This is a genomic window from Rathayibacter sp. AY1C4 (genome assembly GCF_002932195.1).
Classification (GTDB): domain Bacteria; phylum Actinomycetota; class Actinomycetes; order Actinomycetales; family Microbacteriaceae; genus Rathayibacter.
In genome coordinates this window covers 21,989-48,079 of sequence record NZ_PSWE01000018.1, presented here as the reverse complement: position 1 = coordinate 48,079, position 26,091 = coordinate 21,989, and the positions used below count along the sequence as shown (strand labels likewise).

Here is a 26,091-nt window from a genome sequence, read left to right as displayed (position 1 = left end):
CTCCGGGCGGTCGGATGATCCTCGATAGCTCAATTGGCAGAGCAATCGGCTGTTAACCGGTAGGTTCTTGGTTCGAGTCCAAGTCGGGGAGCGAAGGGTCCGGGACTCCACTCTCGGGCCCTTTTTTCGTGCCCGCGAGCGGTCGCCCTCGAGGGCCCACCCGCTCGGACCGACGATCGGAGGGGCGATGCGCGAGGACGTGCTCGCTCTCCTGCGCCGCCGCCCCGACGTCGAGGCGCCGGATCTCGTCGCCGTCGACGCCAGTGACCGTCTGCTGCTCGACCTCGCCGCCGATCGCGGCCGCCTCGCCGTGATCGGGGACGCCTACGGGGCACTGAGCCTCGGCCTCGCTGCCGACGGCCGTGCCGTGCGCGTCGTGCAGGACTCGATCACCGCCGAGCGCGCTCTCGCGCAGAACCTCGAGACGGTGCGGGGGTCGGGCGTCGATCTCGCGCCGATCGAGATCGTCGACTCCGTCGCGGAGGCCGTCCGCGACGCCGACGCGGTGCTCCTGCGCCTGCCGCGCTCGCTCGACGCGCTGGCCGCCGTCGCGGCCGGGACCGCACTCGCGAACCCGGCGGCGACCCTGATCGGCGCCGGCCGCATCAAGCACATGACCCGCACGATGAACGACGTGCTCGCCGTGCGCTACGAGCGGATCGACGTCTCCCTCGCCCGGCAGAAGTCGCGCGCCCTGCTCGCGAGCGGCGCGCTCCCCGACCAGCCGCCCGCGCCAGGGCCCGAGCGGCGCCGTCTGGACGAGCTCGACCTCGAGGTCGTCGCACTGCCGGGAGCCTTCGCAGGTGCACGACTGGACCTCGGCACCCGCGCCCTCCTCGCCGCCCTCGATCTCGACTCCCTCCCCGCGGGCACCGCACTCGACCTCGGCTGCGGAACCGGCGTGCTCGCCGCCGTGGTGGCCCGGGCCCGCCCCGACCTCGCCGTGACCGCGACGGACACCTCGCGTGCCGCGGTCGAGTCCGCCCGGGCGACTGCGGCGGCCAATGGGCTGGCCGTCCGCGTCCTCCGCGACGACAACGCCTCGACTCTGGAGGCGTCCTCCGTCGACGTCGTGCTCTGCAATCCGCCGTTCCACTCCGACGGAGCCGTCACCGACCTCGTCGCCCGGCGCATGCTGCGCGCGGCCGGCCGCGTGCTGCGCCCCGGAGGCGTGCTGTGGACGGTCTTCAACTCCCACCTCGCGCATCCGGCCGAGCTGCGCCGCGCGGTCGGGCCGACCACGGTGGTGGCGCGCGACCGCCGCTTCACCGTCACCCGCTCCGTGCGCTCCGACGGCTGAGTACGGCTCCGCAACCCCCTCCGCGGCCTCAGGTCCGCTGTCCGCGGCGCGGGTACGATCTCTCTCCGGCGCTCCTGTGCCGAACCCGTCCCGTCCCCCCGGAGGCCGTCGTGCTCGAAGTCGTCCTCGTCCTCGCCCTGATCGCCCTGGTCGCGGTCGTCGTGCTGTGGCGCCGCGCCGTCGGCGCCGAGCGCCGTGCCGCCGAGAGCCGTGCGGAGGAGGCGGCGCGCGTCGTCCGCCTCGAGCTGGCGGTCGGCGAGCAGGAGGCGAGGCTCCGCATCGTCGGCGAGCTCGAGCAGCTCGCGGTCCGCAGCGCCGCGCACGTCGTCGAGGAGGCCGAGAGCGTCCGTCTCACGATCGACCGCGACCCCGCCGCAGCCGCGCGGTCGGCGCAGCGTGCCGTGCGGGCGGCCGAGGCCTCGCTGGCGCAGCTGCGCCGCATCGCGACCGTCGCCTCCGTCGATCCGGGGGAGCTGCCGCGCACCGGCGGCTCCGTCCCCCTGATCGAGGGCGCCCGCGAGCGAGGCCTGAGCGTCCGCGAGGAGTCGTTCGGCGAGCCGTTCCCGCTGCAGGACGGCGCCGAGGTGGCCGTGCTCCGGGTGCTCGAGTACGCCTTCGACTCGGCGCTGGAGACCGGCGGCGCGGGGACCGAGGTCCGCATCAGCTCCCGATGGACGACCACCGGCCTCCGGGTGGAGGTCGACGACGACCGCGAGCAGCACGGCGCTGCGGAGCAGGACGCCAGCGCTCTCGAGGCGGATCTGCGCTCGCTCACCGAGCGCATCGACAGCCCCGCGCTCGCCGAGCTGCGCGAGCGGGCCGCCCTCTTCGGCGGTGACGTGACCGAGAAGCGGACGCCCGGCGTCGGCCGGAGCGTCACCGCCTCGTTCCCCGCGATCCGCCACCACAACGGCGTGCACGGGGTCGACCTGGCCTGAGTCAGTCCTCGAGGTGCTCCACGCCGGGCAGCCACGAGACGCCGGGGCCGCCCCAGCCGCGCTTCCGGGTGATCTTCGCGACCGGCTTGTGGTAGTCGTGCTCGAGGCGGTCGATGTAGAGCACGCCGTCGAGGTGGTCGAACTCGTGCTGGAACACGCGGGCGAACCAGCCGTCCGCGACGATCTCGAACGGCTCCTGCTCGAGGTCGACCGCGCGGAGGATCGCGCGCTCGGAGCGGCGGAGCGGGAAGCGCTCGCCGGGGAAGGAGAGGCACCCCTCCGACTCCGTGTCCTCGTCCGCCTCGCCGAGCGGGGTCGGCGTGACGAACAGCTCGGGGTTGATCGCGACGCCGCGGCGGGGGGTGCCGTCGTCGTCGGCGTAGTCGTAGACGAACAGGCGCAGCGGGACGCCGACCTGCGGGCCGGCGAGGCCGACTCCGGGGGCGGTGTCCATCGTCTCGAACATGTCGGCGACGAGGGTGCGCAGCGCATCGTCGAACTCGGTGACGGGGGCGGCGGGGGAGTGCAGGACGGGGTCGCCGGCGATGCGGATGGGGAGGACGGCCATGGTGGACAGGGTACCGCGGGGCCGCCGACCGGGTCCGCGAGGATCATCCGCTGGGCTCAGCCCCTCACCCGTGCGTCGGAGGACTCCCGGAGGCGTTCTGGGTAGGGTCGACCCATGCCCGCCGATCTCGCCGAACTCCTCAACGACCCGGCGAAGTTCATCGGCATCCCGATCGCTCTCGTGGGCGCGGTGTTCCTCTCCCTCGGCGCGCAGTTCCAGCACCGGGGAGTGGCGAAGGTGGAGCGGTTCTCGAAGCGCTCCGGCTCCTCCGGGCTCAGCGGCGGCCAGCTGGTCGCGCTGCTCTCGCGCCCCTCGTGGGTGATCGGCACCCTGCTCCTGGGTCTCGCGATCGTCTTCCAGCTGACGAGCCTCGGCTTCTCCCCGCTCATCGTGGTGCAGCCGCTCGGAGCGGTGGCGCTCGTGATCACCGCGGTCGTCAACGCGCGGGTCAGCCGGGTGCGCCTGAACGCGGCGTCGATCCGGGCGATCGTGCTCTGCGTCGGAGGCGTCGGCACGTTCGTCCTCGTAGCGGCGTTCAACGCGGTCGACAAGTCCATCCAGACGCCCGAGCTCATCACGATCCTCGTGATCCTCGCCGTGGTGCTCACGGTCTTCGTCGTCGCCTTCCGCGTCTTCCGCCGCGGAGCGAAGGCGATCTTCTACATCGTGGGCGCCGGAGTGGTCTACGGCTTCGTCGCGACTCTCGCGAAGGTCGTGCTCAACCGCATCAAGTACGGCGAGTTCGACCCGCTGACGGTGGTCTGCATCGTGGCGCTCCTGGCCGCGACCGCGCTCGGCGGGTACTTCGTTCAGAACGCCTACTCCTCCGGCCCGCCGGACCTCGTCGTGGCGGGCCTCACCGTCATCGACCCGCTGGTCGCCGTCGCGATCGGCATCGTCGTGCTCGGAGAGGCGCAGTACGCGGCCCCGTGGGCGATCCCGCTCTTCATCGCGGCCGGTGCCGTCGCCATCTACGGCGTCTTCCTCCTCGCCAAGCACCACCCGCAGGCGCGCTGACGGCGCGGGATCCCGAGTGGTGAGGACTCCTCTGCCTACAATGGGTCCGCGCCGAGAGCCACGAAACCGACCGACCTCCGCCGATCGCTCCCTTCTCTCCCCGAGCGGCACGACACCGATAGGACCTCCCGTGTCAGATCCCCGCGACGCGTCCCGACCGGGATCGCCCGACTCCCGACCGCTGACGGTCGTGATCGGCTGCGACACCTTCGCTCCCGACGTGAACGGAGCCGCGAAGTTCGCCGAGCGCCTCGCCGCCGGTCTCGCGCAGCGCGGCCACGAGGTCCACGTCGTCGCCCCCTCTGCCGACGGCTGGAGCGGCACCCGGGTCGAGACGCACGAGGGTCAGCGGATCATCGTGCACCGGCTCTACAGCTGGCGCTGGTACCCGCACGACTGGCTGCGCTTCGCGATGCCGTGGCGCATCCGGCAGAACAGCGCGCGCATCCTCGACGAGGTGAAGCCCGACGTCGTGCACTTCCAGTCGCACATCATCGTCGGCCGCGGCCTCGGGATCGAGGCGGCCAAGCGCGGCATCCGCATCGTCGGCACGAACCACTTCATGCCCGAGAACATGCTCGAGTTCACCCTCCTGCCGAAGGCCGTGCAGGCCAAGGCCGTGGCGATGGCGTGGCGGGCCGCGCGCCGCACCTTCGGCCGGGCGGAGGCGGTCACCACGCCGACCCGCAAGGCCGCGCAGTTCCTCGAGAAGTACACGGGCCTCCGGGGCGTCCACGCCATCTCCTGCGGCATCGACGCCGACAACTACACGCCCGACTTCACGGCGCGCGCCGGCGACTCGATCCTCTTCGTCGGCCGCGTGACCGGCGAGAAGCACATCGACGTCCTGCTCCGCGCCGTCGCCCTGCTCGATCCGGCGCTCGACGCGAAGCTCGAGATCGTCGGCGGCGGCGACCAGATGCGCAACCTCCAGCAGCTCGCCGCGACCCTCGGCATCGCCGACCGCGTGCGCTTCACCGGCTACGTCTCGGACGCCGAGCTCAAGGAGGCGTACACGCGCGCCACCGTGTTCGCCATGCCGTCCATCGCCGAGCTGCAGAGCATCGCGACGATGGAGGCGATGGCCTCGGCCCTCCCCGTCGTCGCCGCCGACGCGATGGCCCTCCCGCACCTCGTCCACGACGGCGAGAACGGCTACCTCTTCGCGCCGGGCAGCGCCGAGGCCCTCGCCGACCGCCTCACCGCCGTGCTCACGGCCGACCAGGAGGACCTCGAGGCGATGAAGCGCGCCTCCCTCCAAATCGTCGCCGCGCACGACATCAACCGCACGATCAGCACCTTCGAGAGCCTGTATCGTGGGGAGCCGGTGGCCGATCCGGCCTCCGACGCAGCGTCCGCACCCGCCGCCACCTGACGGCCGCTCGGACGGCCGCCGCGGGGCGTTAGCTCAGCCGGTCAGAGCAGCGGACTCATAATCCGTCGGTCACGGGTTCAAGTCCCGTACGCCCTACTCCGCTCCACCCGCGGTGGTTCCTCCTCTCCAGCGCCGGGTCGGGCCTCCACCTGATGTCGTTCTCGTCGGAGCGGACGGTCCGGCCCCGTCAGGCCGACGGGCCGTGCCTCAGGACGGCGCCGACGCGGTCCTCGCCGGCACGCCGACCGCGGACGAGTCGGATGCGACGTCGCGGACAACGACGGCGCCGGCTCCGACCCGCACACGGTCGCCGACGGTCACGTCCCCGACGATCGTCGCGCGGGCGCCGATGTAGACGTCGTCGCCGATGACGGGCGTCCGACCCTTCGACTCGCCGATGGTGACGCCGTGGTAGATGAACGCGTTCCTCCCGATGACCGTGCGCGGGTGCAGGATCACGCCGCGGCCCCAGTGGGGGAGCCGCAGGCCGGGCCCGACCTGAGCGGCCGGCGGCAGCTCGGCTCCGACGATCATGCGGGTCCAGACGAGATCGACCAGGCGGTAGACGAGGTGGAGGGGGAGCCGGGTCCTCCGAGAGCTCGAGTACTGCCCGAGTCGGAGGACGAGGACGGTGAGCCGGTCGGAGGCGTGGCCCTTGGCGGCCAGGTCCGCGCGGACGACGGCGCGGAGGTCAGCGAGATCCATGCTCCCAGTCTGAGTGGGCGCCTCGCGGGTGGGTCCGGGCCGTCGGAGATCGTCCGGGGCGTGGCGAGCATCCGCGAGCGGACGACACGGTGGCGCGATGCGCTAGCACGTCCCGACGCGCCGCGCCCGTACTGGCCGCTCCCCGCTCGACGTGATTGCCTGATCCTGTGCCTGATCTTCCGATGTTCCCGCTCGGCTCCGTGCTCCTGCCGCACATGCCGCTCCCGCTCCGGCTGTTCGAGCCGCGGTACCTGCGGATGCTCGGCGACGTCCTCGAGGACGAGACCCTCGCGTTCGGCGTCGTGCTCATCGAGCGCGGCCAGGAGGTGGGCGGCGGCGACCAGCGGTTCGCGGTCGGCGCCCGCGCGCGCATCCTGAACATCGACGGGGCGGAGTCGTTCGTCACGCTCGACTCCGTGGGCGAGGAGCGCTTCGAGGTCGTCCGCTGGTACGAGGACGACCCGTACCCGCGCGCCGAGGTCCGCCTGCTGCCCGATCTGGAGTGGGACGAGAAGCACGCCCCCGCGCTGGCTGCGGCGGAGTCGGCGGTCCGCACGGCACTGGCGGTCGCGAGCGAGTTCGTCGAGCAGCGCTACGGCGCGGTCGTCGAGCTCGCCGAGGATCCGGCCGCGCACGCTTGGCAGCTCGCCGGCGTCGCACCGGTCACCGAGCTCGACCGCCTCGCGTTCCTCCGCAGCTCCACCATGGAGGAGCTGCTGGAGTCGGTCCGGGAGCGCTCCGCCGAGGCGACCGAGTCGTTCCGCGCCGGCTGGGCCTGAGCCCCGTCCCGGCGTCCCACGACGAGCCCGTCAGTCCTCGAGGCTGACGCCGCGCTCCTCCGCCAGCTTGACCAGGTCGTCGACGACCACGAGCGCCATCCGCACCGAGCGGTCGCGGCGGTACTCCTCGTCGTCCGGGTCGATCCGCGAGGTGCGGTCGAGGGTCTCCTCGATCGACTGCGCGAGCTCGCGCCACGCGTCCTGACGGGCGTCGTCGACGAGCGTCGCGAGGTACTCCTCGTCCTGCGCCCGCCTGTGGAGGGAGTCGGCGACCAGGAGCGAGAGCCGCTCGCGGTGGTCGAGGTTGTCGACGTCGGCCGAGCGGTAGTCGTGCACGTGGTCGGAGCGGCCGCCCACCGAGGTCACGTCGGCGGCGATGCCGCGCAGGCGCTCGGCGGCTGCCTCGGACTCGCGCGCCAGCTTCTCGAGCTCCTCCGCGGCGACGACGGAGTAGCGGCCCGAGTCGAAGGGGACGTCAGCACCGAGGCCGTCCATCAGCACACGGTTCTTCACGGCCATCCGGCTCGCGTACTGCGCGAGCATCAGGCCCTCCTCGGCGGCCTCCTCGACGGAGGCGGGCTCGCGCGACGGGTTCTCATCGGGGTCGTACGGCTCCATCTTGAACCTGCGTCGACGCCGGAACCACACGTGCGTCACCTACATCCCGGAGCAGGCGCCCCGCCCGCCGGAGCACCTCTTCGAGAGTACCCGGCGGGCGGGCGCCGTGGTCGGCGGCTCAGGCCTCGCGCCAGTCGTCCTGCCGGAGGTGGGAGCCGGCCTGCGGCCCCATCTGCAGCATCCCGCCGTCCACGACGTACGAGGATCCGGTGATGTAGGAGGCGGCGGGAGAGGCCAGGAAGGCGACCACCGCCGCGATCTCGCGGGCGTCGCCGGGGCGGCCGAGGGGGATGCCGGGGCGGTCGATCGTGACGGGGTCCACATCCTCGGCGTCGTTCATCGGCGTCGCGATCTCCCCGGGGGCGACGGCGTTGACGGTGATGCCGAGGGAGCCGAGCTCGAGTGCGGCCACCTTCAGCAGGCCGCCCAGCCCGTGCTTGGCAGCGGTGTAGGCGACGGAGCCGACCCGCGGCTGGTGCTCGTGGACACTGGTGACCGCGATGATCCTGCCGCCCGTGCCCTGGGCCGCCATGCGCCGCGCGGCGCGCTGGAGGCAGACGAACGCTCCGTCGAGGTTCAGGGCGACGGTCGAGCGCCAGCTGTCGAGGCTCTGCTCGAGGAAGGGCTCGCCTCCGCCTCCGCCCGCATTGCTGACGGCGACGTCGAGCCCGCCCAGTCGATCCGCGAGGTCGTCGATCACGTCGCCCGCGCCCTCCAGATCCGTCGTGTCGAGGCGCGCGATCTCGGCGCGCCGGCCGAGGGAGCGCACCTCCTCCGCCGTGCCCTGCGCGCCCTCCTCGTCGCTGTGCCAGGTGATGCCGACGTCCATGCCCGCCTCGGCCAGTGCCACCGCGGTCGCCCGGCCGATGCCGGAGTCAGAAGCGGTCACCAGTGCACGGGTGGGCCGGAAGTCTCGAGGTCCCTGGGTCATGTCGTCTCCTGTCTCGATCGGGCCGCCGATCCGGCGGACACGGGTCGATCCCATCAGGGGATCCGACGCGCTCGGGAGCCGGTTGACAGGTCCGGGCTCGCGCGAGACGCGTGGCGGTGTCCCCGCTGAGCGCCCCGATCGCGTTGACTGGGCGGATGGATCACCGGCGCATCTCGGTCGTCGTCCCCGTGAAGGACGACGCCCGCCACCTCGAGCAGCTGCTCGAGCTCCTCCGCGAGCAGACGCTCGCTCCGTTCGAGATCGTCGTCGTCGACGACGGGAGCACCGACGACAGCGCCGCCGTCGCGCGAGCGGCGGGCGCGCGGGTGGTGCGGCACGACGGAGCCGGGATCCCGGCGAGCACGGCGCACGGCTTCGACGAGGCGCACGGCGACGTCCTCGCACGGCTCGACGCCGACTCCCGCCCGGGACCCGACTGGCTGGCGCGCCTGGCCGGCCACTTCGCCGATCCCGAGGTCGGAGCGGTGACCGGTCCCGGACGCTTCGACGAGCTCGGCCCGATCGCCCGGGTGATCGCGCGGGTCGCCTACATGGACGCCTACTTCGTGCTGATGGGGTCGGCGCTGGCCAACTGGCCGCTCTTCGGCTCCAACTGCGCCGTCCGCCGGTCGGCGTGGGAGGAGATCGCGGAGGAGATGCACCGGCACGACGCCTACGTGCACGACGACGTCGAGATCAGCGTGCACCTGGGACTCCGGCACCGGATCGTGCTCGACCACCACCTCGAGGTCGGCATCTCGGCCCGCCCCTTCGGCGCCTTCGCCGACATGCTCCGCCGGTTCGACCGCGCTCTGCACACGCTGGCGCGGCACCCCGGGATGGGGTCGTCCCTGCAGCGCTGGACGCACCGGGTGCGCCGCACCCACCGCGACCGCCTGCGAGCGACGGCCGCGGCGCGCCGCTCCGGCTGACGACGAGAACCGACGGCGCCGCCTGACGGCTAGGGCTGGGCCGCGTCCGGCCGGGCCGCGTCGGGCTCGGCCTCCGCCGCCCGATCCTCTCCGGGCGCGGGGCGCCCCTCCTTCGGCATCGCCCAGACCGCGGCGAGCATGCCCACGGCGAGGACCGTGAGCGCGATGCAGACGAAGCGGGTGCCCTCGGCGAGGTCCGCCGGTGCGGGGACGCCGCCGCCCGCCTTCGCGTTCACGATCGCGCCGAACACGGCCACGGCGACGGCGCTGCCGATGTTGCGGGCGAAGAAGTTGGTCGAGGAGACCACTCCGCGCTCGTTCCAGTCGACGCTCGACTGCGCCCGGATCAGCGTCGGAGTCGCCACGAGCCCCATGCCGGCGCCGATCAGCACGCAGAAGCCGGCGATCTCCCACAGCGTCGAGGAGGCGCCGAGCAGGATGGTCAGCGCCGTGCCGATCACGACGAGCCCCGCTCCGAGGAAGCCCGTGTTGCGGAAGCCGATGCGCAGGTAGAGCCGGCCCGACAGGCTCGCCGCGACCGGCCAGCCGAGCGTCATCGCCGCGACGGCGAAGCCCGCGCCGAGGGCGGAGCTGCCGAGCACGCCCTGCGCGAAGGTCGGGAAGTACGAGGTGACGCCGAGCGTGATCGCGCCGACGGTCACCGAGACCAGGCTGGTCGAGATCAGCACGCGCCGCGTGAGGACCCAGAGGGGGAGCACCGGGGCGGCAGCTCGCCGCTCGATCGCGACGAAGCCGGCGAACGCGAGGGCCGAGACGACGAACACGCCGACTCCGGCGGGGGAGAGCCACGGCCAGGCGCTGCCGCCCTCGAGCAGCCCGAGGATGAGCAGCGCGGTGCCCACGGCGAGCACGGAGGCGCCCGCCACGTCGATCCGCTGCTTCTCGCCCCGCGTGGTCTCGCGGAAGCTGCGGATCAGGAGGAACGCCGCCAGGAGGCACAGGGGGATGTTGACGAGGAAGATGCCGCGCCAGGCGCCCAGGTCCGAGAGCACGCCGCCGAGGGTCGGCCCGACGACAGAGGAGATGCCCCAGACGCTCGCGAGGTAGCCCTGGGTCTTCGCACGCTCGGCGACCGTGTAGATGTCGCCGGCGATGGTGATGCCCATCGGCTGGATCGCTCCGGCCCCCAGGCCCTGCAGGGCTCGGAACGCGATCAGCGCGGGCATGCTCCAGGCGAGGCCGCACAGGAGCGAGCCGACCAGGAACAGGGCGATGCCGATCAGCATGATGGGCTTGCGCCCGATCACGTCGGCGAGCTTGCCGTAGAGGGGGACCGAGACCGCCTGGGCCAGCAGGTAGATCGAGAACAGCCAGGGGAACTGCTCGAAGCCCCCCAGGTCGGCGACGATGGACGGCACGGCCGTCGAGAGGATCGTGGCGTCGAGGGCGACCAGAGCGGTCGAGATCATCAGGGACAGCAGGATCGGGCCGCGCTCCGAGCGCAGTCCGACACTCGCGCGGGTGGGGGCGTCGGTCACTCTGCCCAGGCTATTCCATAGCCGGGGGATGGAAGCGGGGCGGAGAGGATCCGCTCCGGGGCTCGGTAGACTGGCGGCATGGAACTCGTTCTCTGGCTCGTCGTGTCCGCCATCGCCGGTGTCGGCCTCGTCTCCGGAGTCGCGGCTCTCATCGCCATGACGCGGGCGCCCTGGTCGGCCGACAAGTAGCCGCCCGGCCGGCCTCGCGCCGGCACTACTCGTAGATCCGCACCACGCTCCACTGCGGCTCCGTCGACGCGACCACGTCGAGCACGAACGCTCCGCCGGTCGCGAGGTCCGTCGCCTGGAAGCGCCAGCCGCCGATGCTCACCGGTGTGCGCCCGAACGTCGGCGGGAACCCCTCGAGGGGCGCCCACCACTCGCTCGTGCAGGTCCACACCGTCGGCCGGTCGGTCACCCGGTAGCTCCCGCCCCGCCACTCGAGCGCGATCGGCACTCCCTCGCCGTCGGTCGAGACCAGCGCCGTCTCGTCGATCACCGCCATCGTCGTGCTCCCGTTCACTCGCCGGACCCGGTTGGCCGTTCGAACATGTGTTCGATAGTCTGCGAGTGTACGCCGCGGCGCTCGTGCTCGCCACGGCCGCGGATCGACCGGTGGGAGGCGCGATGATCGAGTGGAGTCCGCTCCAGATGCTGCGCAGCAGCGGGCAGGACGAGTGGGTGATGGTCGACGCCCTGCGCACCGGCCGGATCGGCCTGGTGCGCCGCATCGAGACCGGCCCGTACCGCGAGACCTGGTTCCGCGCGGTGACCTGGGCGGCCGAGCCGGAGAGGCGGACGCTCGTGGGCTACTCCCGCTCGATGGACACCATCGCGGCCGCCCTGTGGGCCCATCAGCCGCCGACGGCGCAGGAGAAGCCCTTCCCCGGCTACCCGCCCTCGCGGCCGTCGGCGTGACTCCTTCAGCGAGAGGGGGCCCTGCCGTCCCCACGACGGCGGCCTCCGTGTCTGCCACGGGGGAGAATGGCCCGATGCTCCTCGCACTCGTCGGCGGCCCCACGGGGGCGTGGCGGGCGGTCGACCCCGTCGGCGGCGCCGAGGCCGGGAGCGGCCGGGGGCCGGCCGAGCTGGCGGCGTTCGTCCGGGAGCGGGAGCCGGAGCGCCCGCGCTGGGTCTGGGACGACACCGCGCGCTGGTACCCCGCACTGCTGTCGGCCGGGGTGGTCGTCGCCCGGTGCCACGACCTCCGGCTGGCCCGCGCGATCCTCCGCCGCTCGGTCTCCGCCGCCTCATCGGCTCTCGCGCGCTCGCCCCTCGACCCGTGGGACGCGGGAGCCGCGGCCCCCGCCGCGCAGGACACGCTGATCGGGTTCGAGGAGGCGGCGGGCGGCTACGACGAGCTCGACCCCGTCCTCGAGCTGGCCCTGCAGGAGGAGGCGCTCTCCGGCGCCGCCGAGGCCGGCCGGCTCCGCCTGCTGCTCGCCGCCGAATCCGTCGGCGCCCTGATCGCTCGCGAGATCGCCCACGCGGGGCTGCCGTGGCGCGCCGATGTGCACGACCGGGTGCTCACCGGGATGCTCGGCCCCCGCCCGCTCTTCGGCGGCCGCCCGGCCCGGTTGGAGGCGCTGGCCGACCGCCTGCGCGACGAGCTCGGCGCGCCCGAGCTCAACCCCGACTCGCCGGCCGAGCTCCTCAAGGCGCTGCGGCGCGCGGGGCTGCCGGTCGAGTCGACGCGCTCCTGGGAGCTGCAGTCCCTCGAGCACCCCGCGGTACCGCCCCTCCTGGAGTACAAGAAGCTCTCCCGGCTGCTCACCGCCAACGGCTGGGCCTGGCTCGACGCGTGGGTGCGCGACGGACGGTTCCGGCCGGAGTACGTGGTGGGCGGCGTCGTCACCGGCCGGTGGGCGACCTCGGGCGGAGGGGCGCTGCAGCTGCCGCGGCAGATCCGCGCCGCGGTCACCGCGGATCCGGGCTGGAGCCTCGTGGTCGCGGATGCCGCGCAGCTCGAGCCGCGCATCCTCGCCGCGCTCTCGGGCGACTCGGCCATGGCCGCCGCCGGGCGGAGCCGCGACCTCTACCAGGGCATCGTCGACGCCGGCGTGGTCCCCGACCGGCCGAGGGCGAAGGTCGCGATGCTGGGGGCGATGTACGGGGCGACGAGCGGGGAGGCCGGACGGCTGCTCCCGAGGCTCGCCCGTGCCTACCCGCGCTCGGTCGCGCACGTCGAGGCGGCGGCTCGGGCGGGGGAGCGTGGCGAGAGCGTCTCGACGTGGCTCGGGCGCAGCTCGCCTCCCGGCCCCGAGGGGCTCTCGGCCGATGCGGCGCGAGCGCGCGAGTGGGGACGCTTCACCCGCAACTTCGTGGTGCAGGGGACCGCGGCCGAGTGGGCGCTCTGCTGGATGGGCGAGCTGCGGGCGCGACTGCGCGCCGAGGGCGGCGCGGTCGGCCGGGCGCACCTCGTCTACTTCCTGCACGACGAGGTGATCGTGCACGCTCCCGCCGACGTCGGCGAGCGGGTCGCCGCGATCGTCCGCGAGGCGGCGGTGCGCGCCGGACGCTCGCTCTTCGGAGTGGGCGAGGTCGACTTCCCGGTCACCGTCGCCGTCGTCGACTCCTACGACCAGGCGAAGTGAGACGCGGGATCAGTACCAGTGCGGCGAGCGGTTGTTCCAGCTCGACCACGCGTTGCAGGGCGAGCCGTAGGCGCTCTTGATGTACGAGAGGCCCCAGTCGACCTGCGTCGCCGCGTTCGTCTGGTAGTCGGCTCCCGAGTTGGCCATCTTGCTCGCCGGGAGGGCCTGCGGGATGCCGTAGGCGCCGGAGGAGCGGTTCAGCGCGTTCCAGCGCCATCCCGACTCGCCGTTCCACAGCGGGATGAGGCACCGGTCGACCTGGTCGGCGCCCCAGCCGAAGCGGCCGACAGCGGTGCGGGCGTAGGCCTGGGCCTGCGCGGGGGAGAGGCCGTCCGTGCGTCCGGCGTAGGTGCCGAGGGCGGCGATGGTCTTGGCGGAGCTGTTGCGCGCGCCGGTCGGGTCGTCGTCGCCGAGTTCGACCGGTCCGCCTCCGCCGCCTCCGCTGTTGGAGGGCGCTGCCGGAGCGGCGGCCGCGGCGGGAGCCGACGCGGCGCGCTGGCGGGCGGCCTCGGCCTCGGCGGCGAGGCGGGAGAGGCGCTGCTGCTCCTCGAACGCCGACTTCGCGTCCTGGCCGTCGGCGTACTCCCGCTCGATCTCGGCGGTGGTGTTCTTGAGCGAGGCGAGCTGCGTGTAGAGCTCCTGGCTGTACTTCTCCTGGTCGGCGACCTTGGCGTCGGCCTCGGCCTGAGCGGAGCGGGCGACCGAGAGCGCGTCGGCCGCGGCGGTGGCGAGGGAGACGCGCTCGCCCCGGGCCTGCTCGGCCTGAGCGGCGAGGGAGACGGCCTGGTTCTCGGTCGACTGCGCCGCGGTCTGGAGCCGGCTGGTCTGCTGGGTGAGCTGCGTCATGGTGCCGAGGCGGTAGAGCAGCTCGCTCGACTCGTCGCCGCCGATGAGGAGGTTGAGCGTCGCATCGGTCCCGCCGTTGCGGTAGAGCTGCGCGGCGAGACGGCCGGCCTGCTCCTTCGCTGCGTCGGCGTCCGAGCGGGCGGCGGAGGCGCGCTCCTCCAGGGCGCTCACGCGCTGGGTCGCCTCGTCGAGAGCGCTCTGCGCGGCGTCCGCCTCGGCGGCCCGGCTGATGGCGGCGTCGGTGAGGGCGGCGGCCTGGTCGCGCAGGTCGGCGAGGAAGGCGGTGATGCGGTCGACCTCGGCGGCGGTGGCGCTCTCGCTCGACTTCGCGGCCTCGACATCGGACCACGAGGGGTAGTCGGACGGGTCGTAGGCGGCGGACGCGGAGAGCGGGGCGGCGAGGGCGGCGCACAGGACGAGGACCGTGCCCGCTCCGGCGGCGACGAGGCGCCGGCGCGCCCGGGAGGGGACGCGGAGACCGAGGGGGGTGCGGGACATGCGAACCACCCTAGGCGACGGCACCCGCGCCTGTCTCGTCCTAGCTCGAGGCTCGACGGCCCCGACGGGGACGCTCGAGAGCGTATCCGCGGACGCCCCGTCCCGGCCCGTCGCCCGTGAGCTCGTCGCGGGCCGCCTCGAGGAGGCGCCGCAGGGCCTCCTCCCGCACGCCGGCGGCGATCGCGGCGAGGCGGCGCTGCGGGTGCGCGTCCTCCTCCTCCGCCTGCTCGTCGGCGGTGGCGGGCAGCGAGCTCTCGTACGCGTCGAGGACGGCGGCGAGGTCGGCGCCGGACAGGCTCGAGGCCAGCAGCACCCGGTCGAGGACGTCGTCCCAGTCCTCCTCCGGGGACGCTCCGTCACCCGTCAGCCAGGCGGCCGCCTCCGCGCGGCCCTCGTCGGTGAGCGCGTGCAGGGGGAGGCCGTCGTCGGTGGACCCGGCCGAGACGACGAGGCCCCGCTCGCGCAGGCGCTCGAGCGTCGAGTAGATCTGGCCGACGTTGACCCGGGGCCGGTGCGCGGCACGGTCGAGGAGCTCGGCGTGCAGCTGGAGGCCGTAGGCGGGGCCGAGCGTGAGCAGGGCGAGCAGGCCGTCGCGGACGGACACGGTGCTCCTCCCGGCGGGCGTCTGGCGGTGTGCGGCGTCCGGCGGCGCGGACGACCCGAGTATAGGCAGGAGCCGCCTACGGCCGGTCGAGCAGGCGCGGCGAGCCGCCTTGACGGAGGTCCGCCGCTCCTGCATGATCGGGCGTGGTGGCACGTCCACCGTCATAATCGAAGAAGGCGCACCGCAGAGTGTTCCGTGGTCCGGGTCGTTGGGGAAGACGCACCGGGACGAACGGAGGACACCATGGTGGCGCAGCAGACTCGGGGTGTGCTCTTCGTGCACTCCGCCCCCCGCGCGCTCTGCCCCCACCTCGAGTGGGGGACAGGTCGCGCCCTTGGTCGTGCCGTGAACTTCGCCTGGATCGAGCAGCCCGTGCTCCGCAGCACACTGCGCGCCGAGTTCGCCTGGGAGGGCCCGGTCGGAACCGGTGCCGTCATCGCCTCCGCTCTCCGCGGCTGGGCCGACGTCCGCTACGAGGTCACCGAGGAGCCCTCGCCCGGCGTCGACGGCGGCCGCTGGATGCACACGCCCGAGCTCGGCATCTTCTACGCCCAGACCGACAGCGCGGGCAACACCGTCGTGCCCGAGGACCGCATCCGCTCCGCCATGGAGCTCGCCGGCGCCGACCCCATCGAGCTGCACCGCGAGCTGCGCCTCGCCCTCGGCCAGGCATGGGAGGACGAGCTCGAGCCCTTCCGCTACGGCGGCGACTTCGCCCCCGTCGTCTGGATGCACGGGGTCGGCTGAGTTCATTCGACGCCGCTCCTCGCGCGGCGTCGCGCAGTCGGCTCGGTCGGGTGGTCGGGTTCCGTGGAGCGGCTTGCGTCCGGCGACGCCGATCCGCTGGCACGCGGATCGGCGGATACGCCTCGCGGCAATCGTTCGCTCCCGCCTCCCTGAACCAGGCGGCCAGCGGACCCCCCGTTCCGGCAGAGGTCCGCCTCGAAGGCGCGTCGTCGCCTCACGGTTGCCGCTCGCTGGCACGTCGACCAGACGGTCGGCGGAGCACCGCGTTCCGGCGGAGGGCGTCGGAAGACTCGTGGACCCGCCCGCACCTCTGTCGCGCACGACGCCGACGGCCCGAGTAATGGCGAGTCGCACGCTCCCCACGAGCGCAGCCGCCCTGATCCGAGCATCCGACCCGAGTCGCGGCGAAGCCCGCGCTCCCCTCGAGCACAGCTGCTTGAACCGAAGCTTTCGACCCGAGTCGCGGCGAAGCCCGCGCTCCCACCCGGACAGCTTCCGCGATCGGAGTATCCGACGCGAGTCGCGGCGAAGCCCGCGCTCCCACCCGGACAGCTTCGTTGATCCGAGCATCCGACCCGAGCCGCGGCGAAGCCCGCGCTCCCCACCAGCACGGCGTGCTCACCAGCCCGCACCAGACGGCGGCGCAGATCCCTCGCGGCACGAGGCGTATCCGGGGATCCGCGTTCCAGCGGATCACCGTCGCCGCACCGCACCGGCCCTCGGAAACCCCGCCCCCCTCCCCAGCGGACGCGCCTGCGCCGCGCAAGGAGCGGCGCAGCCCGCTTTCCGCACGGTGGAGCGGGGCTACGCCCCGCTACACCGTCCGGAAAGCGGCAACAGCATTGTGCCCCCCGAACCCGAACGAGTTCGAGATGGCGACCAGCGGTCCGTCGCCGAGGGCGCGGGGGCTGGTGACGACGTCGAGGGGGATCTGGGGGTCCTGCTCGAAGAGGTTGATGGTGGGGGGTGCGGTGCGCTCGTGGAGGGCGAGCACGGTGAAGATGGCCTCGAGCGCGCCGGTGCCGCCGAGGAGGTGGCCGGTGGACGCCTTGGTCGCGGAGACGGCGATGTTCGGGAGGTGGTCGCCGAAGACGCGCAGCAGGGCGCGGTACTCGGCGATGTCGCCGACCGGGGTGCTCGTCGCGTGAGCGTTGACGTGGGTGACGTCGGTGAGCGCGGCTCCGGCCTGCTCGAGGGCGCCGATCATGGCGCGGGCGGCGGCGGAGCCCTCGGGGTCCGGCGCCGTGATGTGGTACGAGTCGCTGGTGACGGCGCCGCCGGCGAGCTCCGCGTAGATGCGGGCTCCGCGGGCGAGGGCGTGCTCCTCGGTCTCGAGGATGAGCGTCGCGGCGCCCTCTCCGAGGACGAAGCCGTCGCGGGAGACGTCGTAGGGGCGCGAGGCGGTCGCCGGGTCGTCGTTGCGGCGCGAGAGGGCCTGCATCGACGCGAAGGCGGCGATCGGGAGCGGGTGGACGACCGACTCCGTGCCGCCGGCGACGACCACGTCGGCGAGGCCGAGCTGCATGTGCTCGTAGGCGTTCGCGAGGGCCTCGGTGCTGGAGGCGCAGGCCGACACGTCGGTGCGGGCGTAGGCGCGGGAGGGGATGGCCATGCTGATCGCGGCGGCGGCCGCGTTGGGCATGAGCATCGGGATGGTCATCGGGAGGACCCGGCGGGGACCGCGCTCGCGGAGGGTGTCCCACGCGTCGACGAGGGTCCAGAGGCCGCCGATGCCGGTCGAGTAGTCGACGCCCACGCGGAGCGGGTCGACGTCGGTGATGCCGGAGTCGGCCCAGGCCTCGCGGGCCGAGATGAGCGCGAACTGGCTGGAGGGGTCGAGGCGCTTCGCCTCCGGGCGGGAGAGCACCTCCTCCGGGCGGACCTTGGCCTGGGCGGCGAAGGTGACCGGGATGTCGTACTGGGCGACCCAGTCCTGCTCGAGGGAGCGGACGCCTGATTCGCCGGCGAGGAGTGCGTTCCAGGACTCCCGGGCGGTCCCGCCGAGGGGAGTGCTGGCACCGATTCCGGTGACGACGATCTTCTTGGTCATGACGAGCTTCTCTGTTCCGTGTGGGTGGGTGCCGGGCTCACCCCGGCCGACGATCGCCGGCCGGGGTGTCCGCCACGAGGACGGGGTGCGCGGGCGACGACTACTCGGACGCCTTGACGATGAAGCGGACCGCGTCGCCGACCGTCTTGAGGTTCTTGACCTCGTCGTCGGGGATCTTCACGTCGAACTTCTCCTCGGCGTTGACGACGATGGTCATCATCGAGATGGAGTCGATGTCGAGGTCGTCGGTGAACGACTTGTCCATCTCGACGGAGTCGGTGGCGATGCCCGTCTCGTCGTTGACAAGCTCGGCCAGGCCGGCGAGGACTTCTTCGTTGGACAGTGCCATGGTTCTCTCCTTGGGGGTTCTTCGGGTGTTCGTCAGTGACCGTAGGTCAGTTTAGGGGTGGGGTCGCGCCGGTCACGGGAGCACCACGACCTGCGCGCCGAACACCAGTCCGGCGCCGAAGCCGATCTGCAGCGCGAGTCCGCCGTGCAGCTCCGGGTGCTCCTCGAGCAGGCGGTGGGTGGCGAGCGGGATCGACGCGGCGGAGGTGTTGCCGGTGGTCTCGATGTCGCGGCCGATAGCGACGGTCTCGGGGAGCTTCAGCTGCTTCGCGAGCTCGTCGATGATGCGCATGTTCGCCTGGTGGGGGATGAACGCGGCGAGGTCCTCGGGCTGGACGCCCGCCTCCGCGAGCGCCTGCTTGGCGACCTTGGCCATCTCCCAGACCGCCCAGCGGAAGACCGACGGGCCGTCCTGGCGGAGGGTGGGCCACTCGGCGGTGCCGTCGCGGTAGGCCGCGAGCGGGTTGTCCATGCCGACGGTGTCCCACTTGGAGCCGTCGGATCCCCACACGGTCTTCGAGATGCCGGCGGTGTCGCTGGGGCCGACGACCGCGGCGCCCGCGCCGTCGCCCAGGAGGAAGGAGATGCTGCGGTCGGTCGACTTGACCAGCTCGGACAGCTTCTCGGCTCCGACGACGAGCACGTACTCGGCCAGGCCGGAGCGGATGAAGGAGTCGGCCTGGGCGATGCCGTAGGTGTAGCCGGCGCAGGCGGCCGAGATGTCGTACGCCGGGGCGGGGTTCGCGCCGATGCGGTCCGCGAGGAGCGCGGCCAGCGACGGGGTCTGCACGGTGTTGCTGATCGTGGAGACGAGCACGACGCCGATCTGGTCCGGGCGGATGCCCGCCTTCTCGATCGCCTCGAGGGAGGCGGTGGTCGCGAGGTCGACCGCGTGGATGTCGGCGGAGGCGCGGCGGCGCTCGATGATGCCGGTGCGCTGGCGGATCCACTCGTCGGAGGAGTTGATCGGCTCGATCAGGTCGTCGTTCGGGACGACGAGGTCGCCGCGTGCCACGCCGATGCCGAGGATCCGGGTGTACGCGCTGCCGCTGGACTGGGTGAGGGAAGGGGTCGTCATGGGGTCTCTCCTGCTAGGCGGCGTGCTCGTCGAGGAAGGCGCGGGCGGCGTCCACGTCGTCGGGGGTCGTGATGGCGATGCTCGGCACGCCCTTGAGGCCGCGCTTGGCGAGGCCGACCAGCGCGCCGGCGGGTGCCAGCTCGATGATCCCGGTGACGCCCGCGTCGGCGAAGGCCGCCATGCAGAGGTCCCAGCGGACGGGGGAGGCGACCTGGCCGACGAGCAGCTCGAGGAACGCGGCACCGGAGTCGACGACCGACCCGTCGCGGTTCGTCCAGAGCCGGAGCGTCGGGTCGGAGGGGGTCAGCCCGGCTGCGACGCCGGCGAGGGAGTCGCGGGCGGGCGCCATGTAGCGGGTGTGGAAGGCGCCGGCCACCTGCAGGGGGATCACGCGGGTCCCGCGGAGCGGCTCCGCCTTGAGCGCCTCGAGCGCGTCGACCGCGCCGGCGACGACGATCTGCCCGCCGCCGTTGTAGTTGGCCGGCTCGAGGCCGAGCTCGTCGAGACGGGCGATCAGGGCCTGCTCGTCGCCGCCGAGGACCGCGCTCATCGCGGTCGGCTCGGCGGCGGCCGCAGCGGCCATGGCACGGGCGCGCTCGCGGACGAACACCAGCGCGTCGGCCTCGGTGAGGACTCCGGCTCCGGCGGCCGCGGTGATCTCGCCGACGGAGTGGCCGGCGATGCCCGCGATGCGATCGCGCCGTCCACCCTCGAGGAGGGCGGCGAGGCTCACGAGTCCCGCGGAGACGATCAGGGGCTGAGCGACCGCGGTGTCGCGGATGGTGTCCGCGTCCGAGACGGTGCCGTGCGCGGCGAGGTCGATGCCGACCGCCTCCGAGTGCGCGGCGACCTGCTCGGCCACGGAGGGGATCTCGAGCCAGGGGGCGAGGAATCCGGGGGTCTGGGAGCCCTGACCCGGGGCGACGACGACGATCACGGTATCCAGTCTTCCGATCTGCGCTCGCACGTGCGGCGCGTGGAGCCACTGACAAAGCACAAAGAGCTTGTCGCGGGTCTACAAGTGTTCAGGGGCGGGAGGGGTTCGGCGAGCGGAGGGCCTCAGCGTCGGGACGGCTTCCGGCGGACGGCGCCGTCCGGGTCGCTCATGGAGCCGAGGATGAGGGCGGACTGGAGGATGAGCGCCTCGCGGGCGCCCGTCGCGTCCCAGCCGATCACCTCGGCGACCCGCTTGAGGCGGTAGCGCACCGTGTTCGGGTGCACGAACAGCTCGCGGGCGGTCGCCTCGAGCGAGCGGCCGTTGTCGAGGTAGGCCCACAGCGTGGTCAGAAGCTCGGTCGAGTGCTTCTGCAGGGGCCGGTAGATCTGCGTGATGAGGCTCTGGCGGGCGAGCGGGTCGCCGGCGAGGGCGCGCTCGGGAAGGAGGTCGTCGGCGTTGACCGGTCGCGGCGCGTTCCGCCAGGAGCGGGCGACCGCGAAGCCGGCGAGGGCCGCGCGGGCGCTGCGGGACGCCTCGACCAGGGTCGGCACCTCGTGGCCGAGGACGAGGTGGCCCGTCCCGAAGCCGGGCTCGAGCGCCTCCGCGATCTCGAGGAACGCGACCGGCGGGCCGGTCTCCTCCGTGGCGTTCTCGCTCGGCTCGGCGCGGCCGATGACCAGGACGAGCCGGCTGCCCTGCACGCCGATCAGCACGTCGGCGTCCATGTGCCGGGCCGTGCGGCGCAGCTGGTCGACGTCGAGCATCTTGGGGGCGGTGCCCACCAGGACGGCGACCTCGCCGTGGCCGTGCCAGCCGAGGGCGGCGATCCGGCTGGGCAGCTCGTCGTCGGCCTCGCCCGTGAGGATCGAGTCGACGACCAGCGCCTCCAGGCGCGCGTCCCAGAGACCTCGGGCCTCGGCGGCGCGCGCGTAGACGTCGGCCGCGGCGAAGGCGATCTCGCGCGAGTAGAGGAGGATCGCCTCGCGGAGGTCCTCCCCGCCGTTCTTGATCCGGTCCTCGACGACCTCGACCGTCACCTTGATCAGCTGCAGCGTCTGCGTCAGCGAGACGGAGCGCAGCAGCTCGCGGGGAGCGGCTCCGAACACGTCCGCCGCGATCCACGGCGTGGCCGACGGGTCGTCGAACCACGAGATGAACGAGGTGATGCCGGCCTGGGCGACGAGGCCGACCGCCGAGCGCCGACCGGGGGGCATGCTGCCGTACCAGGGCAGCGTGTCCTCGAGTCGCTTGATCGTCTGCGTCGAGAGCTCACCGGCGAGGGTGCGCAGCCAGGCGAGGGTCTGCTCCTTCGTGCGGGGAGCGCCCGGCCGGGTGGCCGGACGCTCCGCCGCAGGAGCAGGACCCCGCGCACTCGACGGTGCGGGTTCCTGCGAGAGCACGGACTCGTCCGTCAGCTCTCGCCGCCCGCGTTGCCGGTGGTGCCGGCGTTGACGTCGAGGAGGCGGTACTTCTCGATCGCCTGGACGGCGAGCGAGGGGTCGACCTCGCCGCGCTTGGCGAGCAGCTGCAGCGTCCGCACGACGACCGAGGGGCCGTCGATCTGGAAGTAGCGCCGCGCCGCCGCACGGGTGTCCGAGAAGCCGAAGTCGTCCGCGCCGAGCGTCGCGAAGTCGCCCGGGATGAACTGGCGCAGCTGGTCGGGGACCTGGTGCGAGAAGTCCGAGACGGCGACGAAGGGGCCCTTCGCGTCGGCCAGCTTCTGCGTCACGTACGGCACCTGCTCGGCGTCCTCGGGGTGGAGGAAGTTGTGCTGCTCGGCCTTGATGCCGTCGCGGCGCAGCTCGTTCCACGAGGTGACCGACCAGACGTCCGCCGAGACGCCCCAGTCCTCGGCGAGGAGCTTCTGCGCCTCGATCGCCCACGGCACCGCGACGCCCGAGGCGAGGAGCTGGGCCTTCGGCCCGTCCCACTGGCCCCAGGAGATGCGGTGGATGCCGCGGACGATGCCCTCGACGTCGACGTCCTCCGGCTCCTTCGGCTGCACGATCGGCTCGTTGTAGACCGTGATGTAGTACATGACGTTCGGGTCGGTGTGCTTCCCGCCGTACATGCGCTCGAGTCCGGACTGCACGATGTGCGCGATCTCGTACCCGTAGGCCGGGTCGTAGCTCACGACGGCGGGGTTGGTCGCCGCGAGGATCGGGGAGTGGCCGTCCGCGTGCTGGAGGCCCTCGCCGGTCAGCGTGGTGCGTCCCGCGGTGGCGCCGATCATGAAGCCGCGCGACATCATGTCGCCGGCCGCCCAGATCGCGTCGCCCGTGCGCTGGAACCCGAACATCGAGTAGAAGACGTAGACCGGGATGAGCGGCTCGCCCTGCGTCGAGTACGAGGTGCCGATCGCGGTGAATGCCGCGAGGGCGCCCGCCTCGTTGATGCCGACGTGGAGGATCTGGCCCTGCGGGCTCTCCTTGTAGGCCAGGAGGAGCTCGCGGTCGACCGACGTGTAGTGCTGGCCGCGCGGGTTGTAGATCTTCGCGTTCGGGAAGAACGCGTCCATGCCGAAGGTGCGCGCCTCGTCCGGGATGATCGGGACGACGCGGTTGCCGAAGTCCTTCGAGCGGAGGATGTCCTTCAGGATGCGGACGAACGCCATGGTGGTGGCGATCTCCTGCGTCCCGGAGCCCTTCTTGCCGACCGCGTACGCCGAGTCCTCGGGGAGGTTCAGCTGCGTGTACTTCGAGCGGCGCTCGGGGAGGTAGCCGCCGAGCGCGCGGCGGCGCTCCTGCAGGTACTCGATCGCCTCGTCGTTCTGACCGGGGTGGTAGTACGGCGGGAGGTAGGGGTTCTCCTCGAGCTGCGCGTCCGTGATCGGGATGCGCATGGTGTCGCGGAACGACTTGAGGTTGTCCAGCGTCATCTTCTTCATCTGGTGGGTCGCGTTGCGGCCCTCGAAGCTGCGGCCGAGACCGTAGCCCTTGATGGTGTGGGCGAGGATGACGGTGGGCTGGCCCTTGTGCTCCGTCGCGGCCTTCATGGCCGCGTAGATCTTGCGGTAGTCGTGGCCGCCGCGGCGCAGGCCCCAGATCTGCTCGTCGGAGTAGCCCTCGACGAGCTTCTTGGCGCGCGGGTCGCGGCCGAAGAAGTTCTCGCGGACGTAGGCGCCGTCCTCCGTCTTGTAGGTCTGGAAGTCGCCGTCGGGCGTCTTGTTCATCAGATCGAGCAGCGCGCCCTCGGTGTCGCGGGCGAGCAGGTCGTCCCACTCGCGGCCCCAGATGAGCTTGATGACGTTCCAGCCCGCGCCGCGGAAGTACGACTCGAGCTCCTGCACGATCTTGCCGTTGCCGCGGACGGGTCCGTCGAGGCGCTGGAGGTTGCAGTTGACGATGAAGTTCAGGTTGTCGAGGCCGTCGTTCGCGGCGACCTGGAGCTGACCGCGCGACTCGACCTCGTCCATCTCGCCGTCGCCGAGGAACGCCCAGACCTGCTGGTCGGAGGCGTCCTTGATGCCGCGGTTGGTGAGGTACTTGTTCGCCTGCGCCTGGTAGATGGCGTTGATCGGGCCGAGGCCCATCGACACGGTCGGGAACTGCCAGAACTCCGGCATGAGCCGCGGGTGCGGGTAGCTGGAGAGCCCGCCGCCCCGGTGCGACTTCTCCTGGCGGAATCCGTCGAGCTGGTGCTCGCTCAGGCGTCCCTCGAGGAAGGCGCGCGCGTACGGGCCGGGGGAGGCGTGGCCCTGGATGAAGATCTGGTCGCCGCCGCCCGGGTGGTCCTGGCCGCGGAAGAAGTGGTTGAAGCCGACCTCGTACAGCGAGGCGCTCGACGCGTACGTCGAGATGTGGCCGCCGACCCCGATGCCGGGACGCTGCGCGCGGTGCACGAGGATGGCCGCGTTCCAGCGGATCCACGCGCGGTAGCGGCGCTCGACGTCCTCGTCGCCCGGGAAGTCGGGCTCGTTCTCGGGCGCGATGGTGTTGATGTAGTCCGTGGTGGGCACCATCGGCACGCCGAGGTGGAGCTCCTTGGAGCGCTTGAGGAGGCTGAGCATGACGTCGCGCCCGCGACCCCGGCCCCGCTCCTCGACGAGCGCATCAAGCGACTCGTTCCACTCCGACGTTTCCTCGGGGTCCGAGTCCACGTGACCGACGGAATACGGGTCCTGATCGTTAACAGTCACCCTCGACCTCTCTCTGGGGGCAGATCGTGCCCGAGACATCACTCTCATGAAGCGGTGCGGATCCGCGGATCCGGGGCTCGGATGACGAGCCGCGCGCGGGCACCTCCGTCAGCCTAGCGATTCCCGTGCCCCGAACCTGGAATCGCACTGTGGTGATCCACGACGAATGGGCGCCGACGACTGTAGGAGAGCGCCAGACGGGACGCGCCGACCGGCTTGTGGTCGGGGGAGACGGGCCGTTCCTTGGAGTCTGCGCGGAGCGGGTCTAGCATTGCCCCTCGTGCTCGCGCGACTCTCGTGCGCACGGAAGGACATCGGACCGATGGCTCTCGAGAAGCTGACCCTGGCTCCCGACTTCGAACTCGCGAACCAGTACGGCGAGCGCATCCAGCTGGGTGACTTCCACGGGCGGCGCAACGTCGCCCTGGTGTTCTTCCCCCTCGCCTTCTCCGGCACCTGCACGGGCGAGTTCTGCGCGCTGCGCGAGAACCTCTCCCTCTTCGAGCACGCCGACGTGGAGCTGATCGGCATCTCGGTCGACTCCAAGCACACGCTGCGCGCCTGGGGCGAGAAGCAGGGCTACGACTTCACGCTCCTCTCCGACTTCTGGCCGCACGGCGACGTCGCCAAGCAGTACGGCGTGTTCACCGAGGCGAAGGGCTACGCGACCCGCGCGACCTTCCTCATCGACAAGGCCGGCGTCATCCGGGACACGTTCATGACCGCCCCGGGCGAGCCGCGCTCGATCGACGCCTACCGCGCCGCGATCGACGCGCTCGCCCCCGCGCACGTCTGACCCTCCGGAGGCGGACCGCCCCGGTCGTCAGCTGAGGATGTTGACGGCCCGCGAGATCACGAGGGCCAGCAGGACGAATCCGGTGAACGCCTCGGCGATCATCAGGAGCTTCATCCGGCTCGACAGCGGCATCGTGTCGGTCGGGCTGAACGCCATGGTGTTCGTCGTCGACACCGAGAGGTAGTCCACGAAGCCGGGCCGCCAGTCGGCGCGCTCGGAGGAGGTCGCGGCGACCTCGGGCGCGGTGTCGCGGTAGGTGTCCTGCGGGAAGGCGAAGTCGGCCGCCGGCAGCTCGGTGCGGGGAAGCGTTCCGCGGGCGACCGGACCGCCGCGGTCGAGCTCCCAGAACAGCAGCGCGTACGCGACGACGTTGGTGACCCAGACCTGGAGTGCGGTGAGCAGCAGCGGCGGGCCGTCGGCCGTACCGTCGACGAGGTCGATCACCACGGCGACCACGTTCACCTGGTTCGCCACGGCGAGCACGACCGCCAGGGCGATGGAGACCCCGCGCGACCAGCGCGTCTCGCTGTCGAGCCGGTGCGGGTTGACGACGAACAGCGGCACGAGCAGCGCGAGCGTGATGCCGGCGGCGACGAGGCGGACCACCGAGGTGTCGGCGCTGTGGCCGGCCACGTTCAGGGCGACGGCCACCAGGATCGCGGCGGAGGCGGGCCAGCGGCTCTCGGCGCGCCGCCTCGCCCGGGAGTCGCTGTCGGCGGTCATGTGCCGAGGCTAGTGCCCGCAGGGGGCCGCTCCGCCTGCCGTAGGATCGAGTCGATCGTCCGCGGGTGCT

25 protein-coding genes and 2 tRNA genes are annotated in these 26,091 nt (G+C 72.6%); 12 read left to right on the top strand and 15 right to left on the bottom strand.

Annotation, left to right across the window (positions count from 1 at the left end):
* Nucleotides 1–18: 18 nt before the first annotated feature.
* The 3 genes from C5C99_RS10625 to C5C99_RS10615 all read left to right on the top strand — a co-directional run bounded on the left by C5C99_RS10625 (nt 19) and on the right by C5C99_RS10615 (nt 2,238).
* Nucleotides 19–91 (top strand) — tRNA-Asn (locus C5C99_RS10625).
* A gap of 96 nt (nt 92–187) precedes the next feature.
* Entirely contained in the window at nt 188–1,300 is a 1,113-nt protein-coding gene (locus tag C5C99_RS10620; protein WP_104297521.1) for a class I SAM-dependent methyltransferase, read from the top strand.
* 110 nt (nt 1,301–1,410) lie between these two features.
* Complete coding sequence (locus C5C99_RS10615; RefSeq protein WP_104223449.1) at nt 1,411–2,238, top strand: hypothetical protein; 828 nt, start codon at nt 1,411–1,413, stop codon at nt 2,236–2,238.
* 1 nt (nt 2,239) lies between these two features.
* Here the strand turns inward: C5C99_RS10615 and def are convergent, their stop codons facing one another.
* Entirely contained in the window at nt 2,240–2,806 is a 567-nt protein-coding gene (def, locus tag C5C99_RS10610) for a peptide deformylase (RefSeq protein WP_104223450.1), read from the bottom strand.
* Between the two features lie 114 nt (nt 2,807–2,920).
* Here def and C5C99_RS10605 point away from each other — a divergent pair, with 114 nt between their 5' ends.
* From C5C99_RS10605 to C5C99_RS10595, 3 genes are all read left to right on the top strand, one after another.
* Nucleotides 2,921–3,823, top strand: a complete 903-nt coding sequence (locus tag C5C99_RS10605) for a DMT family transporter (protein WP_104234188.1) — start codon at nt 2,921–2,923, stop codon at nt 3,821–3,823.
* 130 nt (nt 3,824–3,953) lie between these two features.
* Nucleotides 3,954–5,198, top strand: coding sequence for a glycosyltransferase (locus C5C99_RS10600; RefSeq protein ID WP_258059440.1), 1,245 nt, complete (start codon nt 3,954–3,956; stop codon nt 5,196–5,198).
* 22 nt (nt 5,199–5,220) lie between these two features.
* Nucleotides 5,221–5,294: transfer RNA gene (locus tag C5C99_RS10595), tRNA-Ile, on the top strand.
* 111 nt (nt 5,295–5,405) lie between these two features.
* Here C5C99_RS10595 and C5C99_RS10590 read toward each other — a convergent pair.
* Nucleotides 5,406–5,903, bottom strand: a complete 498-nt coding sequence (locus tag C5C99_RS10590) for a DapH/DapD/GlmU-related protein (RefSeq protein ID WP_104247517.1) — start codon at nt 5,901–5,903, stop codon at nt 5,406–5,408.
* A gap of 167 nt (nt 5,904–6,070) precedes the next feature.
* Between C5C99_RS10590 and C5C99_RS10585 the strand changes: the two genes are divergently transcribed.
* Nucleotides 6,071–6,682 (top strand): LON peptidase substrate-binding domain-containing protein, encoded by a 612-nt coding sequence (locus C5C99_RS10585; protein WP_244229436.1) that lies wholly within the window; start codon nt 6,071–6,073, stop codon nt 6,680–6,682.
* Between the two features lie 30 nt (nt 6,683–6,712).
* Here the strand turns inward: C5C99_RS10585 and C5C99_RS10580 are convergent, their stop codons facing one another.
* Nucleotides 6,713–7,300: a hypothetical protein gene (locus C5C99_RS10580; protein ID WP_104223455.1), complete on the bottom strand. Its 588-nt coding sequence runs from the start codon at nt 7,298–7,300 to the stop codon at nt 6,713–6,715.
* A 118-nt stretch (nt 7,301–7,418) separates the two neighbouring features.
* Nucleotides 7,419–8,231 (bottom strand): SDR family oxidoreductase, encoded by an 813-nt coding sequence (locus C5C99_RS10575; RefSeq protein WP_104226704.1) that lies wholly within the window; start codon nt 8,229–8,231, stop codon nt 7,419–7,421.
* A gap of 155 nt (nt 8,232–8,386) precedes the next feature.
* Between C5C99_RS10575 and C5C99_RS10570 the strand changes: the two genes are divergently transcribed.
* Nucleotides 8,387–9,163 carry a glycosyltransferase family 2 protein gene (locus C5C99_RS10570; RefSeq protein ID WP_104340056.1) on the top strand — a complete coding sequence of 259 codons (777 nt, stop codon included), beginning with the start codon at nt 8,387–8,389 and terminating at the stop codon, nt 9,161–9,163.
* A gap of 29 nt (nt 9,164–9,192) precedes the next feature.
* Here the strand turns inward: C5C99_RS10570 and C5C99_RS10565 are convergent, their stop codons facing one another.
* A complete protein-coding gene (locus tag C5C99_RS10565; protein ID WP_104260996.1) occupies nt 9,193–10,593 on the bottom strand; it encodes an MDR family MFS transporter in 1,401 nt (466 codons plus the stop codon).
* 283 nt (nt 10,594–10,876) lie between these two features.
* A complete protein-coding gene (locus tag C5C99_RS10560) occupies nt 10,877–11,185 on the bottom strand; it encodes a hypothetical protein (RefSeq protein WP_104226677.1) in 309 nt (102 codons plus the stop codon).
* A gap of 104 nt (nt 11,186–11,289) precedes the next feature.
* Between C5C99_RS10560 and C5C99_RS10555 the strand changes: the two genes are divergently transcribed.
* Together C5C99_RS10555 and C5C99_RS10550 are read left to right on the top strand one after the other, a co-directional pair.
* Nucleotides 11,290–11,580: a hypothetical protein gene (locus tag C5C99_RS10555; RefSeq protein WP_146082406.1), complete on the top strand. Its 291-nt coding sequence runs from the start codon at nt 11,290–11,292 to the stop codon at nt 11,578–11,580.
* 74 nt (nt 11,581–11,654) lie between these two features.
* Nucleotides 11,655–13,256 (top strand): bifunctional 3'-5' exonuclease/DNA polymerase, encoded by a 1,602-nt coding sequence (locus C5C99_RS10550; protein ID WP_104340055.1) that lies wholly within the window; start codon nt 11,655–11,657, stop codon nt 13,254–13,256.
* Nucleotides 13,257–13,265: 9 nt separating this feature from the next.
* Here the strand turns inward: C5C99_RS10550 and C5C99_RS10545 are convergent, their stop codons facing one another.
* Both C5C99_RS10545 and C5C99_RS10540 read right to left on the bottom strand, forming a co-directional pair.
* Nucleotides 13,266–14,600: a hypothetical protein gene (locus C5C99_RS10545; protein WP_104269256.1), complete on the bottom strand. Its 1,335-nt coding sequence runs from the start codon at nt 14,598–14,600 to the stop codon at nt 13,266–13,268.
* Between the two features lie 40 nt (nt 14,601–14,640).
* Nucleotides 14,641–15,204, bottom strand: a complete 564-nt coding sequence (locus C5C99_RS10540) for a PadR family transcriptional regulator (protein ID WP_181074586.1) — start codon at nt 15,202–15,204, stop codon at nt 14,641–14,643.
* 243 nt (nt 15,205–15,447) lie between these two features.
* Between C5C99_RS10540 and C5C99_RS10535 the strand changes: the two genes are divergently transcribed.
* A complete protein-coding gene (locus tag C5C99_RS10535) occupies nt 15,448–15,951 on the top strand; it encodes a DUF3145 domain-containing protein (RefSeq protein ID WP_104226674.1) in 504 nt (167 codons plus the stop codon).
* Nucleotides 15,952–16,765: 814 nt separating this feature from the next.
* Here the strand turns inward: C5C99_RS10535 and C5C99_RS10530 are convergent.
* From C5C99_RS10530 to aceE, 6 genes are all read right to left on the bottom strand, one after another.
* Nucleotides 16,766–18,001 (bottom strand): beta-ketoacyl synthase, encoded by a 1,236-nt coding sequence (locus C5C99_RS10530; protein ID WP_104226673.1) that lies wholly within the window; start codon nt 17,999–18,001, stop codon nt 16,766–16,768.
* Between the two features lie 100 nt (nt 18,002–18,101).
* The gene (locus C5C99_RS10525) at nt 18,102–18,350 is read right to left on the bottom strand and encodes an acyl carrier protein (protein ID WP_104223463.1); all 249 of its coding nucleotides are present in this window, start codon (nt 18,348–18,350) and stop codon (nt 18,102–18,104) included.
* A 72-nt stretch (nt 18,351–18,422) separates the two neighbouring features.
* Entirely contained in the window at nt 18,423–19,427 is a 1,005-nt protein-coding gene (locus C5C99_RS10520; RefSeq protein ID WP_104340053.1) for a beta-ketoacyl-ACP synthase III, read from the bottom strand.
* Nucleotides 19,428–19,440: 13 nt separating this feature from the next.
* Nucleotides 19,441–20,364, bottom strand: a complete 924-nt coding sequence (locus C5C99_RS10515) for an ACP S-malonyltransferase (protein ID WP_104250961.1) — start codon at nt 20,362–20,364, stop codon at nt 19,441–19,443.
* A 122-nt stretch (nt 20,365–20,486) separates the two neighbouring features.
* The gene (locus tag C5C99_RS10510; protein WP_181027189.1) at nt 20,487–21,653 is read right to left on the bottom strand and encodes a CdaR family transcriptional regulator; all 1,167 of its coding nucleotides are present in this window, start codon (nt 21,651–21,653) and stop codon (nt 20,487–20,489) included.
* A 122-nt stretch (nt 21,654–21,775) separates the two neighbouring features.
* Nucleotides 21,776–24,502, bottom strand: a complete 2,727-nt coding sequence (gene aceE / locus C5C99_RS10505; RefSeq protein WP_104223467.1) for a pyruvate dehydrogenase (acetyl-transferring), homodimeric type — start codon at nt 24,500–24,502, stop codon at nt 21,776–21,778.
* 322 nt (nt 24,503–24,824) lie between these two features.
* On the opposite strand from aceE, the gene C5C99_RS10500 reads away from it, so the two are divergent.
* Nucleotides 24,825–25,298: a peroxiredoxin gene (locus C5C99_RS10500; RefSeq protein WP_104238203.1), complete on the top strand. Its 474-nt coding sequence runs from the start codon at nt 24,825–24,827 to the stop codon at nt 25,296–25,298.
* 27 nt (nt 25,299–25,325) lie between these two features.
* On the opposite strand, the gene C5C99_RS10495 is transcribed toward C5C99_RS10500, so the two are convergent.
* A complete protein-coding gene (locus C5C99_RS10495; RefSeq protein ID WP_104226669.1) occupies nt 25,326–26,021 on the bottom strand; it encodes a hypothetical protein in 696 nt (231 codons plus the stop codon).
* Nucleotides 26,022–26,091 lie beyond the last annotated feature (70 nt).

Bases quoted from the DNA above. Each gene is read 5' to 3' on its own strand.
- C5C99_RS10620 (WP_104297521.1), top strand. From the start codon at position 188: ATGCGCGAGGACGTGCTCGCTCTCCTGCGCCGCCGCCCCGACGTCGAG.
- def (WP_104223450.1), bottom strand. From the start codon at position 2,806: ATGGCCGTCCTCCCCATCCGCATCGCCGGCGACCCCGTCCTGCACTCC.
- C5C99_RS10605 (WP_104234188.1), top strand. From the start codon at position 2,921: ATGCCCGCCGATCTCGCCGAACTCCTCAACGACCCGGCGAAGTTCATC.
- C5C99_RS10590 (WP_104247517.1), bottom strand. From the start codon at position 5,903: ATGGATCTCGCTGACCTCCGCGCCGTCGTCCGCGCGGACCTGGCCGCC.
- C5C99_RS10580 (WP_104223455.1), bottom strand. From the start codon at position 7,300: ATGGAGCCGTACGACCCCGATGAGAACCCGTCGCGCGAGCCCGCCTCC.
- C5C99_RS10575 (WP_104226704.1), bottom strand. From the start codon at position 8,231: ATGACCCAGGGACCTCGAGACTTCCGGCCCACCCGTGCACTGGTGACC.
- C5C99_RS10570 (WP_104340056.1), top strand. From the start codon at position 8,387: ATGGATCACCGGCGCATCTCGGTCGTCGTCCCCGTGAAGGACGACGCC.
- C5C99_RS10565 (WP_104260996.1), bottom strand. From the start codon at position 10,593: ATGATCTCGACCGCTCTGGTCGCCCTCGACGCCACGATCCTCTCGACG.
- C5C99_RS10555 (WP_146082406.1), top strand. From the start codon at position 11,290: ATGATCGAGTGGAGTCCGCTCCAGATGCTGCGCAGCAGCGGGCAGGAC.
- C5C99_RS10550 (WP_104340055.1), top strand. From the start codon at position 11,655: ATGCTCCTCGCACTCGTCGGCGGCCCCACGGGGGCGTGGCGGGCGGTC.
- C5C99_RS10545 (WP_104269256.1), bottom strand. From the start codon at position 14,600: ATGTCCCGCACCCCCCTCGGTCTCCGCGTCCCCTCCCGGGCGCGCCGG.
- C5C99_RS10535 (WP_104226674.1), top strand. From the start codon at position 15,448: ATGGTGGCGCAGCAGACTCGGGGTGTGCTCTTCGTGCACTCCGCCCCC.
- C5C99_RS10530 (WP_104226673.1), bottom strand. From the start codon at position 18,001: ATGACCAAGAAGATCGTCGTCACCGGAATCGGTGCCAGCACTCCCCTC.
- C5C99_RS10525 (WP_104223463.1), bottom strand. From the start codon at position 18,350: ATGGCACTGTCCAACGAAGAAGTCCTCGCCGGCCTGGCCGAGCTTGTC.
- C5C99_RS10520 (WP_104340053.1), bottom strand. From the start codon at position 19,427: ATGACGACCCCTTCCCTCACCCAGTCCAGCGGCAGCGCGTACACCCGG.
- C5C99_RS10500 (WP_104238203.1), top strand. From the start codon at position 24,825: ATGGCTCTCGAGAAGCTGACCCTGGCTCCCGACTTCGAACTCGCGAAC.
- C5C99_RS10495 (WP_104226669.1), bottom strand. From the start codon at position 26,021: ATGACCGCCGACAGCGACTCCCGGGCGAGGCGGCGCGCCGAGAGCCGC.